Source organism: Dickeya oryzae, assembly GCF_009372235.1.
Lineage (GTDB): Bacteria > Pseudomonadota > Gammaproteobacteria > Enterobacterales > Enterobacteriaceae > Dickeya > Dickeya oryzae.
Genome location: NZ_SULL01000018.1, coordinates 13,207 through 26,262 on the forward strand (window position 1 = coordinate 13,207; position 13,056 = coordinate 26,262).

A 13,056-nucleotide genomic window follows, 5' to 3' on the forward strand; every position below is an offset into this window, starting at 1 on the left:
ACAAATCGCTGAACCTGCGCCAACAAACCACTATAATCCCCGCTCAGTTTATTGAGGAGCCAGACCTGATGTCAGCATTAACCCCCGCCAGTGAAGTGATATTGCGCCATAGTGATGAATTTGTTGCCCGCCGGGTACTGTTTGCCGGTGATTTGCAGGATACATTGCCTGCGCATTTTGAAGCGGCGGTCGTTACTGTGCACACCACGCAATACCATCATTGGCAGCAGTTGCAGCCTGTATTGGGCGACAACGTGCATTTTTCGCTGCTGGCGCAGGCGGACATGGTCGCCGGGTGCGACACCTTGATTTACTACTGGCCGAAGAGCAAACAGGAAGCACAGTTCCAGTTGTCTAATCTGCTGTCGCTGTTGCCGGTCGGCTGTGAGATTTTTGTCGTCGGTGAAAACCGTAGTGGGGTGCGCAGCGCTGAAGGTATTTTGGAGCCGATCGCCGCTATCAATAAGATCGACAGCGCACGTCGTTGCGGTCTGTACCACGGTCGTCTGGATGCCGCCTCCGCGTTTGCACTGGAAGACTGGTGGCTGGAATATGACGTGGATGGCGTGCCGGTACGCACATTGCCGGGGGTATTCAGCCGTGAGGGACTGGATAGCGGCAGCCAGTTGCTGCTCTCGACGCTGGAACCGCATCGTAAAGGGAAAGTGTTGGATCTTGCCTGCGGTGCTGGGGTGCTGGCGGCATCGTTTGCCCGGTTATCGCCGAAAATTCGCCTGACGCTGAGCGATGTGAGCGCGGCGGCGCTGGAAGCGAGCCAGGCGACGCTGGCGGCGAATGGACTGGAAGGTCAGGTTATCGCCAGCAATGCCTACTCGGATATTCAAGGGCGCTTTGATCTGATTATCTCGAACCCACCGTTCCACGACGGCATGCAAACCAGCCTGCATGCGGCGGAAATGATGATTCGCGGTGCGGCCGCTCATCTGAACATCGAAGGTGAACTGCGCATCGTCGCCAACGCTTTCCTGCCGTACCCGGCGCTGCTGGACGAGACATTCGGCAGTCATGAAGTGCTGGCTCAGACTGGCCGTTTCCGCGTGTACCGCGCTGTGCTGCGTCGCCATAAAAACCGCTGATTCACCAAAAAGTAACCCGCAATTTACCTGAAGGCCCGGCTTTCTCGCCGGACCTTCAGGCTTGATGCTCAGGCGTTATCGATCGTTGCCATCCCCTCTCGTCCATAGCGCTCGCCAGCCGCGACATGCGGCGGGAAGATAGCGTTAATCTCATCCAGTTCCTGTGGTGTCAGAGCGATTGACTGCGCGCCGATATTCTCTTCCAGATAGCGACGACGTTTGGTCCCAGGGATCGGCACGATGTGCTCGTCTTGTGCCATCACCCAGGCTAATGCCAATTGTGAGGGGGTGACGGCTTTTTCCCGCGCCATTTGCGTGATTTTTTCTACCAGTTGTAGATTTTTAGCGAAATTCTCATCGCTAAAACGCGGGTTACTGCGCCGAAAATCGTCTGCGGACAAAGCATCCGGGCGCGTGATGGCACCGGTCAGGAAGCCACGCCCCAACGGGCTGTAAGGTACAAAGCCGATACCCAGACGGCGACAGGTGGGGAGGATCTCCGCTTCCACATCGCGCGTCCACAAGGAGTATTCACTTTGCAGTGCGGTGATAGGATGCACGCGTTGTGCCCGCTCCAGCGTGGCGGCAGACGCCTCGCTCAGGCCGATATACCGAATCTTGCCCGCTTTCACCAAATCAGCCAGCGCGCCAACGCTCTCTTCGATCGGCACGGCCGGGTCGATACGATGTTGGTAGTAGAGATCGATAACATCAACCCCCAGACGCGTCAGGCTGCCCTCGACGGCCTGACGGATATACTCAGGTCGGCCACAGACACCGCGCAACGCCGGGTTGGCCGGATCGCGCAAAATGCCGAATTTGGTAGCCAGAAACACCTGATCCCGTTTGCCCTTGATGGCTTTGCCTACCAGTATTTCATTGGTGTGGGGGCCGTACATGTCGGCGGTGTCCAGCAGGGTGACACCCAGTTCCAGCGCCCGATGCAGGGTGGCGATGGCCTCGTTTTCATCCTGACGGGTGGAATAGAAGTCACTCATCCCCATACAGCCGAGGCCGATGGCAGATACCGTTGGCCCCTGCGGGCCGAGTTTTCGCTGTTGCATGTTTCTTGCTCCGTGTTGTTAGCGGCGTTTTCTCAGTGTGGTTGTTTCAATCAAAAAGATAAATTCGCGGTTTTATGCAACACTGTTTGCAAAATACAAACAATGGAGCCGGGGATGGATCAGGTTCAGGCCATGCGGGTCTTCGTGCGCATCGTGGAGGCGGAGAGCTTCAGTCGGGCGGCGGAAAAGCTGGGATTGCCGCGCGCCACCGTGAGCCAGACGCTGAAGCGGCTGGAAGTCAGGCTGGGCGTGCGTTTGCTGCAACGTACTACACGTCAGGTACAGGTGACGGACGAAGGCCTGCTGTACTACCAGCGTTGTGTTCAACTGCTGGCGGAGCTCGACGAGACGGACGCGTTGTTTTCCCATCAGCGTCAGCAGCCCAGCGGTCGTGTGCGTATCGATATGCCGCACTCGCTGGCACGACAGGTGGTGATCCCGTCATTACCTGCGTTTTACCGCCGGTACCCGCAGATTTCACTGGTGCTGAGTGCCAACGACGCGGCGATTAATGTGTTGCGAGAAGGCGTGGACTGCGTATTGCGTGCCTGGCAGGTGGACGATGACTCACTGGTCGCGCGATCATTGCCGTCGCTGCCGCAGGTTACCTGTGCTTCGGTGGCCTATTGTGCCGAGTTTGGTGTGCCTGACTCGCTGGAGGCGCTGGCGACACACCGCATGGTCGGGTATTTTTCGTTACGCACATTGCAGCGTTATCCGCTGGAATTCATGCAGCAAGGGCAGCTCGTTACCCGTACCTTGCCCAGTCTGGTCGAGATAAGCGGTGCGGATGCGTATATCGCTGCCTGTCAGGCCGGGATGGGGATTATCCAGGCTCCCCGTTATGGCCTGGAGTCGTTGCTCTCTGGCGGTGAATTGATTGAGATACTGCCGCAGTTGCCACCGCCCGACATGCCGCTGTATGTGATGTATCCCTCCGGGCGTTTTCTGGCTCCGCGCATTCGGGCCGTGATCGACTGGTTGTCGCAATGCTTTCATCAGCCCCCGTTTGGATGAATGCTGGTTTTTACAGCAAACGCTGTAGCGCTAAGGAAATAATGATTGACGTTGGTGCGAAAATCTCTAGAATGCGCCTCCGTGGTGGCATTATGTGACGTAATGTTGCTTGGTTTGCGAAGGTGGCGGAATTGGTAGACGCGCTAGCTTCAGGTGTTAGTGTCCTTAGGACGTGAGGGTTCAAGTCCCTCTCTTCGCACCAAACTCACCACAGATTTGTATTTCACAGTACCTGCGAAGGTGGCGGAATTGGTAGACGCGCTAGCTTCAGGTGTTAGTGTCCTCAGGACGTGAGGGTTCAAGTCCCTCTCTTCGCACCACTGGGATACAAATCAGCGTCTTGTTGTATCATCGCAGTAAGCAATCTTGTAGTAAGCAATCTTGTAGTAAGTAATCGTAGTACACAGTGCGAAGGTGGCGGAATTGGTAGACGCGCTAGCTTCAGGTGTTAGTGTCCTTAGGACGTGAGGGTTCAAGTCCCTCTCTTCGCACCACTCTCCTTATCTTTCTTTGGCTTCAGCACAGCAATACCCACCCATAACTATATCTACGACATCTACTACCGTTCGTTTTTCCTCATATTTTCTCATGGGCCTGACCGTTATGCTGATTCAGGGCCAATGCGGCCACCCTTTGAGCGTGAGCGACAGCGCCGCCAGGCCGCCTGCCAGCGCAATGCAGGAAGGCAGCAGCAGATAGTGGCGCATACGCCGGTGGAACAACATGCCCACCGTGAGCAGCATGGCCAGCGCACAGATGTATTTTAAGTGCGTTTGATTCAGTTCCGGCAGGGCCAGCAACGGCATCAACGCAGCCGGTAGCAGTACACCCCAGGCGCTGGACAGGCGTTTACCAAAATACCAGCTTATTCCCCACAGCCCGCACGCCGCGATCATGGCAGTCAGCATGGTGGTTTCTCTTGTTGATAATGATAACCAATATCATATATCAGATTTTCCGCTACACAACCGATGCCGTGTGATTTTTCTATGACCTGCCGTTTGGCCGACGGCAGGGGATAAATCAGGCAGATTCAGGCGCGTCACGCAGATAACTGCGTACCAGCTGTAACATGTTGAGTAGCGTGGCACTGCGGTCATGTTTACGCCAGATGACGGCAATTTGCGTGGTGAGGTGGGGGGTATTGGTATCGTGGTAGGTCACATTACCGGTCTGGATGCTGGTCATTGATGCCGGGACGAAGGTCACGCCAAAGCCGGATGCCACCATACTGATGGTCGCGGTGAGGTGTGGTGCCAGCGGGTTGATTTTGGGCTGATAACCCGACAGGTAACAAGCCCGGACAATCAGGTCGTGCAGGCTGGGGCAGAGCTCACGTGGGAAAATAATCAGCGGTTCATTCTGCAACTGCCCAAGATTGATTCGCGTTTGATCGCTAAATGGGTGGTTTTCCGGCAGCACCAGACGCATCGGCTCGTTAGCCAGCAGTTCACCTTCAAACTCTTCGCCGATGTTGTCTGGCAGGCGTACAAACGCGATATCGATGGTGCGGTTACGCAGGCTCTCCAGAATTTCATGGATGTGCTCTTCCCGCGGCTGTAGCCGTATTTTGGGGTAGTGCTGTCGATAGCGGCGCAGCAGCGTCAGTACCGCTGGGTGAAAGGTGACAGCGCAGGAAAAGCCGACATTGATAACGCCGCTCTCTCCACGCGCGATGCTGCGCACCCTTTCCACGGCGGCATCGGTCAGTTCAAGAATATGGTTGGCGTCTTGATATAGCGCTTCGCCCGCTTCCGTCATCTCCACTCCACGGGTTAGCCGCTTGAACAGCGGTGTACCGATTTCCCGCTCAAGTTTTTGAATCTGCTGACTTAATGGGGGTTGTGATATGCCAAGGCTTTCCGCTGCACGGGTGAAATGCCGGGTTGAGGCCACTGCGACAAAATAGCGCAGATAACGTAATTCCATATATTTTCGATCTCCAATTGGCCACTTCTCTGTATTGGAACTTTGGTGTGACGGCGCTCAATATTCAAGTGAAAGGTTAAATAAATTTAAGTTGATCATCGTCGGAAGGGAATGGATATGAAAGATGTTAACTGTGTCGACCCGTGTGTCAGGGAACTGGCCAGCTTTGCACTTCATCATCAGGAACAGCATCCAGAATGCGTTATTTATCAGACCTCATTAATGAGCGGCCTTATTAATGGGGTTTACGAAGGTCACACCACCATGGAAGAACTTCTTAAACATGGCGATTTTGGATTAGGAACATTTAACAATCTTGATGGTGAGCTGGTGGCGCTCAATAGCCGCATCTTTCAGCTTCGTGAAGACGGTAGCGCACGTGCGGCGTTGCCGTACCAGAAAACCCCTTTCGCGGTAATGACCTTTTTCCGGCCGACGGAACAGATCCATTTCGGACAGACCATCGGCCGCGAAGCGATTCATCAGCGCATTAATGAATTGATTGCAACAGATAATCTGTTTTGTGCCCTGCGGATAGATGGCCGTTTTAGCCATGCAGAAACCCGTACGGTACCCCGCCAGGAACGACCTTATAAACCGATGCTGGAAGCGATTGCCCAACAACCGACGTTTCGTTTCGAACACTGTCAGGGCAGCGTAATCGGTTTCCGTAGTCCTGCCTATGTTCAGGGGATTAATGTGGCTGGTTATCATGAGCATTTCATCACCGACGATCGCAAAGGTGGTGGACATCTCCTTGATTATCAATTGGAAGAAGGCGTGTTGACCTTTGGCTCCATCGCGAAGCTGGTTATCGACCTTCCCCGTGACCGGGATTTCCTGAAAGCCAATTTATCCCCTGACGATCTCGATAGCGTCATTCACTCCGTAGAGAGCTGAGACATCGGGTAGGTGTAGGTACTGAAAGCACAAGCACACTGTTATGCAGAGGATAAACATTATGGAAAATAGGGATGGTCAACAGCACTGGACGAGCGGTGCGGAGCTGATCGTAAAACATCTTGAGCAACAAGGCGTCAACTATGTCTTCGGCATTCCTGGTGCAAAAGTCGACCGCGTGTTTGATTCATTGGTGGACTCACCCATTCAGACCATTCCCGTCAGGCATGAAGCCAACGGCGCGTTTATGGCGGCGGCTATCGGTCGCCTGACCGGTAAAGCGGGTGTGACGCTGGTGACCTCGGGGCCTGGTTGTTCGAATCTGGTGACCGGGCTGGCTACCGCGACAACCGAAGGCGACCCGATGGTGGCGCTGGGCGGCGCGGTAAAACGTGCAGACCGCCTGAAGCTGACCCACCAAAGCCTGGATACCGTTAGCCTGTTTCAGCCCGTGACCAAGTACAGTGCGGAAATCACCGTGTCGTCGGCGATTTCAGAAGTGATGGCCAACGCCTTTCGTGCCGCCGAATTTGGTCGTCCGGGGGCTGCGTTTATCAGCCTGCCGGAAGACATTGTTAACGAACCGGTTGATAGCCCGGTTCTGGCTCGAACCACGTTGCCGACCCTCAACAGTGCGCCGTATGCCGATGTCGAGCGGGTGGCCGGGCTTATCAAAAATGCCAAAAACCCGATCCTGTTGCTGGGGTTGATGGCCAGCCAGCCGAAAAATGCGCAGGCGTTGCGCCGGTTGCTGCATCACAGCGGCTTGCCGGTCACCAGTACTTATCAGGCGGCTGGGGTGATCGACCAACAGCACTTTGACCATTTTGCCGGGCGGGTTGGGCTATTTAATAATCAGGCTGGCGACAAGCTGTTACAGCAGGCCGATCTTATCGTGACAGTGGGATACAGCCCGGTGGAGTATGCCCCGGCACTGTGGAATACCGGTAAGGCGACGCTGGTGCACATTGATGTGTTACCCGCTGAAGTGGAAAGTGCCTACCGCCCGGATGTGGAACTGGTGGGTGACATCAGCATCACCATCGATATGCTCAATGAGCAACTGGCCTCACCGATTGTGCTGTCGTCAACGGCCCAGGCAATTTTGGACGAGCGCTGTCAGTTGCGCCATCAACTGGCGACCCGCGCGATTAACATGGACGGCTTTGCCATTCACCCGCTGCGGCTGGTGCGGGTCATGCAAGATCTGGTCAATAAAGATGTGACCTTGTGCGTGGACATGGGCAGCTTCCATATCTGGCTGGCGCGCTATCTTTATAGCTTCCGTGCCCGTCAGGTGTTGATGACGAATGGACAACAAACCATGGGGGTGGCATTGCCGTGGGCGATTGCTGCCGCGTTGGTCAATCCTGGTCAGAAGGTGGTGTCGGTCTCGGGTGATGGCGGTTTCATGCAATCCAGTATGGAGCTGGAAACGGCGGTACGGCTGAAATCCAACATCCTGCATATTATCTGGGTGGATAACGCCTACAACATGGTGGAAATTCAGGAAGAGAAAAAGTATCACCGTGCTTCTGGCGTTAAGTTCGGGCCTATCGATTTCAAAGCCTATGCGGAAGCCTTTGGTGCCAAAGGGTTTGCCGTAGAATCGGCGGCTGAATTGGTGCCGAAACTCTGGCAGGCCATGGACGTGGACGGCCCGGCGGTTATCGCTATTCCGGTGGATTATTCCGACAACCATTACCTGATGGAGAACGTCAACATCGGCCACCTGATTTAAGACGTCGTATCGTCAGTCATTCAGGCCCTGTCATCCTACCTGCTGCAGGATTTGCAGCCTTTTTGAGTGTGATTCGCTCATGATGCTCCACGCGTCCTGAAGCCCCGAGATAGGGAGCTTCGCGTCCCCCCACTGTGTTTCACACGGTGGGGAACGCCGTCCGAGAGTGGCAGGACGCGCGTTTTTTCGCCTTATCTTGTTATGTCTTGCATTGAAATATCCCACCGTGGTGATGGTCTGACGTGATCATCCACATTCTGTATCTGTCACCTTCTCGCGCTCGCCAGTAACCGCATCAGGTTGTCGTTGACAGGAAGATGTCCACGATGGTGATCACAAAATCAGCCTGTGCATGCGATGATTGAGGGCACCCCGATTGCCTGAAATAATCTAATTTTAGGGTTTTTTCGCATTACTTTATCTAATTTATATAGAGAATTCTTATTCTGATATCACACCATGAAATCATTTTTTAATAATGAGTGGTGCCAATTCTATTTTATTATTTGGTTTTTAATTTCAATTAATTGTGGTTTTGTGGATGTATATCCTATATATCGATTTTGTGAATAGGCTGAGGTTCCGTCTTTTTATATAGATAAACTTATGGTTGTGGGAGTGGTGGAACGTCGGCTTCAGTGGTAAGTTCAGGTGCAGGATAAACGTTTGCGTCGTGAGGTCTGGCGTCACAACGCACGGCTAACGTAGAGAGAAAAGAATGGCAAACCACACCCCGTTATATGAACAGCATCTGGCCGATGGCGCCAAAATGGTGGATTTTCATGGCTGGATGATGCCGCTGCATTATGGCTCCCAACTGGATGAACATCATATTGTACGCAGCAGTGCTGGCATGTTTGATGTGTCGCACATGACTATCGTGGATTTGCGCGGTGCCCGTGTCCGCGAATTTTTGCGTTACCTGTTGGCGAATGACGTTGCCAAACTGACCCAGCCCGGCAAGGCGCTCTATACCGCGATGCTGACGCCATCTGCTGGCGTGATCGACGATTTAATCGTGTATTTCCAGACCGAAGATTATTTCCGGCTGGTGGTGAACTCCGCCACGCGCGAGAAAGATTTGGCCTGGATTACCGAGCATGCCGCTTCCTTCCAGGTTGCGATTACCGAACGCGAAGACCTGTCGCTGATTGCGGTGCAAGGGCCGCAGGCACAGGAGAAAGTGCGTAGCCTGCTCAGTGATGCACAGCGTGACATCATTGCGGGCATGAAGCCTTTCTTTGGTTTGCAGGTGGGCGACCTTTTTATCGCCACCACTGGCTATACTGGCGAAGCAGGCTATGAAATTGCGTTGCCGCAGGAACTCGCGGTCAACTTCTGGCAACAATTGCTGGCTGTTGGCGTAAAACCCTGTGGGCTGGGCGCACGTGACACGTTGCGTCTGGAAGCGGGCATGAACCTGTACGGTCAGGATATGGATGAAACCATCTCTCCACTGGCGGCCAACATGGGCTGGACTATTGCCTGGCAGCCGGATGATCGTCAGTTTATCGGCCGTGAGGCGCTTGAACGTCAGCGTTCTGAAGGCACTGAACAGTTGGTCGGTTTGGTGATGACGGAAAAAGGCGTGCTGCGTCACGGTCAACCCGTTCGCTTTACCGATAATCATGGCGTGATGCAGGAAGGGGTGATCACCAGCGGGTCGTTTTCGCCTACGCTGGGCGTCAGCATTGCGCTGGCCCGTGTGCCCGCCGGTATCGGCGAGCAGGCAATCGTGCAGATTCGCAATCGTGAGATGCCGGTGCACGTGACCAAACCGAATTTCGTCCGTGCAGGCAAAGCGCTGGTTCAGTTTTAATTTTTGGCATTAATGGAAGGAGAAGGTGGCAATGAGCAATGTTCCGGCAGAACTGAAGTATTCCTCATCCCATGAGTGGGTGATGGCGGAAGGTAATGGCGTTTACAGCGTGGGTATCACCGAGCATGCCCAGGAATTGCTGGGTGATATGGTGTTTGTCGATCTGCCGGAAGTCGGCAGTACGGTGAATGCTGGCGACGACTGCGCGGTCGCAGAATCCGTCAAGGCCGCGTCGGATATCTACGCGCCGATCAGCGGTGAAATCGTGGAGATCAACGAAGAGCTGGAAGGCGCACCGGAATTGGTGAACAGCGCGCCTTACGCTGAAGGCTGGTTGTTCCGCATCAAAGCCTCTGACGAAGCCGAATTGAACGAACTGCTTGATGCCGCCGGTTATCAGGCACTGCTGGAAGAAGAAGACAGCGACGAAGAAGAATAAGCCTGACGCCCCGTTTGCTTCCCGCAACGGGGCGTTTTTATGGTCCGCCTGGTTTTGCTATTGGTTTGTTTTGTGAATGGTTTGCTTGTTTTTCTGAATGATTTGCTTGTTTTCTGAAATTAGTTAATTGCGCTGCACATCACTGTGCCAAATGCAGGAAATTCCCCCACATGACCCAGACTCTCAGTCAACTCGAACACGGCAGTGCGTTCACCGAGCGCCACATCGGCCCGTCAGTTGCTCAGCAACAGCAGATGCTGACCGCCATTGGCGCGGCTTCGCTGGACGAACTTATCCGTCACATCGTACCTGCTGATATCCAGTTACCGCAGCCGCCAGCGGTGGGCGACGCCGCCACCGAATATCAGGCGCTGGCCGAACTCAAAGTTATCGCCAGCCGCAACCAGCGTTATAAGAGCTATATCGGCATGGGGTATCACGCCGTGCTGACGCCGCCGGTGATTTTGCGCAACGTACTGGAAAACCCAGGTTGGTATACCGCGTATACGCCGTACCAGCCGGAAGTATCGCAGGGGCGTCTGGAAGCGTTGCTGAATTTCCAGCAATTGACACAGGACCTGACCGGACTGGAGCTGGCTTCCGCCTCGTTACTGGATGAAGCGACCGCCGCCGCGGAAGCGATGGCGATGGCTAAACGTGTTAGCAAGCTCAAGCAGGCCAATCGTTTCTTTGTCGCCGACGATGTCCACCCACAGACGCTGGATGTGGTGCGTACCCGTGCTCAGACCTTTGGTTTTGAGATAGTGACCGGCAACGCCGCTGAGGCGGTGAAATACGACGACGTTTTCGGCGTGTTGTTGCAACAGACAGGTACCACCGGCGAGTTGCACGACTATCGCGCGTTGATGACCGAGTTGAAAGAGCGCAAAGTCATCATCAGTGTGGTGTCGGACATGATGGCGCTGGTGCTGCTGGCGGCACCCGGCAAACAGGGCGCGGACATTGTGTTGGGCTCTGCCCAGCGTTTTGGTGTACCGATGGGGTACGGCGGTCCGCACGCGGCCTTTTTCGCCTGTCGTGATGAATACAAACGTGCGATGCCGGGCCGTATTATCGGTGTTTCCCGCGATGCGGCCGGTAACACCGCGCTGCGTATGGCAATGCAGACCCGTGAACAACATATCCGCCGGGAAAAAGCCAACTCCAATATCTGTACCTCTCAGGTGCTGCTGGCCAACATTGCCGGGATGTACGCGGTGTATCACGGTCCGCAGGGGCTGAAACGCATTGCCGGGCGTATCCACCGTTTGACGGATATTTTGGCTGCCGGTTTGACGGCGCGCGGTCTGACGCTGCGTCATCAACACTGGTTCGATACCCTGACCGTCGAGGTCGCGGATAAAGCGGCCGTACTGGCGCGTGCGGTGAGCGCCGGTATCAACCTGCGCGCCGATCTGGATGGCGCGGTTGGCATTGCGCTGGATGAAACCACTGGTCGTGATGACGTGCTGGCACTGTTCGCTGTCTTGCTGGGTGACGCACATGGTCTGGACATCGACACGCTGGATGCCGCAGTAAGCCAGCAGTCAGCGTCGATCCCCCCAGCCTTGTTACGCAGTGACGACATCCTGACTCACCCGGTGTTCAATCAATACCACAGTGAAACCGAGATGATGCGTTATCTGCATCGTCTGGAAAGCAAGGATCTGGCGCTGAATCAGGCGATGATCCCGCTCGGTTCCTGCACCATGAAACTCAACGCGGTGGCAGAAATGCTGCCGATCACCTGGCCGGAATTTGCTGAGCTGCACCCATTTTGCCCCACTGAACAGGCGCTGGGGTATCGCCAACTGATCACGCAGTTGTCCGAGTGGCTGGTGCAACTGACCGGCTATGACGCGGTGTGCATGCAGCCCAACTCCGGTGCGCAGGGCGAATACGCCGGTTTGCTGGCTATCCGTCGCTATCACGAAAGCCGCAATGAAGGCGAACGTACCCTGTGTCTGATCCCGAGTTCCGCCCACGGCACCAACCCGGCTTCCGCACAGATGGCGGGGATGCAGGTGGTGGTGGTGGCCTGTGATAAACAGGGGAACATCGACCTGCACGACCTGCGGGAAAAAGCACAGCAGGCGGGGGATAAGCTCTCCTGCATCATGGTGACGTACCCGTCGACCCACGGCGTGTATGAAGAAACCATCCGTGAAGTGTGCCAGATTGTCCACCAGTACGGCGGTCAGGTGTATCTGGATGGTGCCAACATGAACGCGCAGGTTGGGATTACCTCGCCGGGTTACATTGGCGCGGACGTGTCGCACCTTAACCTGCACAAGACCTTCTGCATTCCCCACGGTGGTGGTGGACCGGGCATGGGGCCTATCGGCGTGAAAGCGCATCTGGCACCGTTCGTGCCGGGCCATCAGGTGGTGGAAATGGACGGCGTGCTGACCCGTCAGGGGGCGGTTGCCGCAGCACCATTCGGCAGTGCGTCTATCCTGCCGATCAGTTGGATGTATATCCGTATGATGGGGGCTGAGGGGCTGAAGCAGGCCAGCCAGATGGCGATTTTGAACGCTAACTATGTGGCGACGCGCCTGAAAGACGCCTACCCGGTGTTGTACACCGGCCGTGATGGTCGCGTAGCGCATGAGTGCATTCTGGACATTCGGCCGCTGAAAGACAGCACGGGCATCAGCGAGATGGATATCGCCAAACGTTTGATTGACTATGGATTCCATGCGCCGACGATGTCATTCCCGGTCGCAGGTACACTGATGATCGAACCGACCGAGTCAGAAAGCAAAGTGGAGCTGGACCGCTTCATCGACGCGATGTTGGCGATTCGCGCTGAGATAGACCGTGTTGCTGCCGGTGAATGGCCACATGACGATAACCCACTGGTGAACGCACCGCATACCCAGACCGAACTGGCTGCTGACTGGTCGCATCCGTACAGCCGTGAACTGGCGGTATTCCCGGCCGGGCAGACCCACAAGTACTGGCCTGCGGTAAAACGTCTGGATGACGTCTACGGTGACCGTAACCTGTTCTGCTCCTGTGTGCCGATGAGCGAATACCAGTAAAGGCAA

Annotated in this window: 10 protein-coding genes and 3 tRNA genes; 10 read left to right on the forward strand and 3 right to left on the reverse strand. The window is 55.2% G+C overall.

What is annotated here, in order from left to right:
• Nucleotides 1–68: 68 nt before the first annotated feature.
• Nucleotides 69–1,097 carry a 16S rRNA (guanine(1207)-N(2))-methyltransferase RsmC gene (gene rsmC, locus FAZ14_RS18755; RefSeq protein ID WP_153509003.1) on the forward strand — a complete coding sequence of 343 codons (1,029 nt, stop codon included), beginning with the start codon at nt 69–71 and terminating at the stop codon, nt 1,095–1,097.
• A 68-nt stretch (nt 1,098–1,165) separates the two neighbouring features.
• Here rsmC and FAZ14_RS18760 read toward each other — a convergent pair whose 3' ends face one another.
• Nucleotides 1,166–2,161 (reverse strand): aldo/keto reductase, encoded by a 996-nt coding sequence (locus FAZ14_RS18760; RefSeq protein WP_153509004.1) that lies wholly within the window; start codon nt 2,159–2,161, stop codon nt 1,166–1,168.
• Nucleotides 2,162–2,275: 114 nt separating this feature from the next.
• On the opposite strand from FAZ14_RS18760, the gene FAZ14_RS18765 reads away from it, so the two are divergent.
• The 4 genes from FAZ14_RS18765 (at nt 2,276) to FAZ14_RS18780 (ending at nt 3,672) form a co-directional block, all read left to right on the forward strand.
• Entirely contained in the window at nt 2,276–3,178 is a 903-nt protein-coding gene (locus FAZ14_RS18765) for a LysR family transcriptional regulator (RefSeq protein WP_038925624.1), read from the forward strand.
• 116 nt (nt 3,179–3,294) lie between these two features.
• Nucleotides 3,295–3,380, forward strand: a tRNA-Leu gene (locus tag FAZ14_RS18770).
• A gap of 32 nt (nt 3,381–3,412) precedes the next feature.
• Nucleotides 3,413–3,498, forward strand: a tRNA-Leu gene (locus FAZ14_RS18775).
• A gap of 88 nt (nt 3,499–3,586) precedes the next feature.
• Nucleotides 3,587–3,672, forward strand: a tRNA-Leu gene (locus FAZ14_RS18780).
• A gap of 117 nt (nt 3,673–3,789) precedes the next feature.
• On the opposite strand, the gene FAZ14_RS18785 is transcribed toward FAZ14_RS18780, so the two are convergent.
• Together FAZ14_RS18785 and FAZ14_RS18790 are read right to left on the reverse strand one after the other, a co-directional pair.
• Nucleotides 3,790–4,086 carry a DUF1435 domain-containing protein gene (locus FAZ14_RS18785; RefSeq protein WP_016943567.1) on the reverse strand — a complete coding sequence of 99 codons (297 nt, stop codon included), beginning with the start codon at nt 4,084–4,086 and terminating at the stop codon, nt 3,790–3,792.
• Between the two features lie 115 nt (nt 4,087–4,201).
• Nucleotides 4,202–5,107, reverse strand: coding sequence for a LysR family transcriptional regulator (locus FAZ14_RS18790; protein WP_038925623.1), 906 nt, complete (start codon nt 5,105–5,107; stop codon nt 4,202–4,204).
• A gap of 111 nt (nt 5,108–5,218) precedes the next feature.
• On the opposite strand from FAZ14_RS18790, the gene budA reads away from it, so the two are divergent.
• The 5 genes from budA to gcvP all read left to right on the forward strand — a co-directional run bounded on the left by budA (nt 5,219) and on the right by gcvP (nt 13,050).
• A complete protein-coding gene (gene budA / locus FAZ14_RS18795; protein ID WP_080647262.1) occupies nt 5,219–6,007 on the forward strand; it encodes an acetolactate decarboxylase in 789 nt (262 codons plus the stop codon).
• 61 nt (nt 6,008–6,068) lie between these two features.
• Nucleotides 6,069–7,748 (forward strand): acetolactate synthase AlsS, encoded by a 1,680-nt coding sequence (alsS, locus tag FAZ14_RS18800; protein ID WP_029456610.1) that lies wholly within the window; start codon nt 6,069–6,071, stop codon nt 7,746–7,748.
• Nucleotides 7,749–8,466: 718 nt separating this feature from the next.
• On the forward strand, nt 8,467–9,567 hold the full coding sequence (gcvT, locus tag FAZ14_RS18805; RefSeq protein ID WP_153509005.1) for a glycine cleavage system aminomethyltransferase GcvT: 1,101 nt from the start codon (nt 8,467–8,469) through the stop codon (nt 9,565–9,567).
• Between the two features lie 31 nt (nt 9,568–9,598).
• The gene (gene gcvH, locus FAZ14_RS18810) at nt 9,599–10,006 is read left to right on the forward strand and encodes a glycine cleavage system protein GcvH (protein ID WP_016943572.1); all 408 of its coding nucleotides are present in this window, start codon (nt 9,599–9,601) and stop codon (nt 10,004–10,006) included.
• Between the two features lie 170 nt (nt 10,007–10,176).
• Complete coding sequence (gcvP, locus tag FAZ14_RS18815; RefSeq protein ID WP_153509006.1) at nt 10,177–13,050, forward strand: aminomethyl-transferring glycine dehydrogenase; 2,874 nt, start codon at nt 10,177–10,179, stop codon at nt 13,048–13,050.
• Nucleotides 13,051–13,056 lie beyond the last annotated feature (6 nt).

Coding starts and splice junctions, on each gene's coding strand:
- rsmC (WP_153509003.1), top strand. CDS start 69: ATGTCAGCATTAACCCCCGCCAGTGAAGTGATATTGCGCCATAGTGAT.
- FAZ14_RS18760 (WP_153509004.1), bottom strand. CDS start 2,161: ATGCAACAGCGAAAACTCGGCCCGCAGGGGCCAACGGTATCTGCCATC.
- FAZ14_RS18765 (WP_038925624.1), top strand. CDS start 2,276: ATGGATCAGGTTCAGGCCATGCGGGTCTTCGTGCGCATCGTGGAGGCG.
- FAZ14_RS18785 (WP_016943567.1), bottom strand. CDS start 4,086: ATGCTGACTGCCATGATCGCGGCGTGCGGGCTGTGGGGAATAAGCTGG.
- FAZ14_RS18790 (WP_038925623.1), bottom strand. CDS start 5,107: ATGGAATTACGTTATCTGCGCTATTTTGTCGCAGTGGCCTCAACCCGG.
- budA (WP_080647262.1), top strand. CDS start 5,219: ATGGATATGAAAGATGTTAACTGTGTCGACCCGTGTGTCAGGGAACTG.
- alsS (WP_029456610.1), top strand. CDS start 6,069: ATGGAAAATAGGGATGGTCAACAGCACTGGACGAGCGGTGCGGAGCTG.
- gcvT (WP_153509005.1), top strand. CDS start 8,467: ATGGCAAACCACACCCCGTTATATGAACAGCATCTGGCCGATGGCGCC.
- gcvH (WP_016943572.1), top strand. CDS start 9,599: ATGAGCAATGTTCCGGCAGAACTGAAGTATTCCTCATCCCATGAGTGG.
- gcvP (WP_153509006.1), top strand. CDS start 10,177: ATGACCCAGACTCTCAGTCAACTCGAACACGGCAGTGCGTTCACCGAG.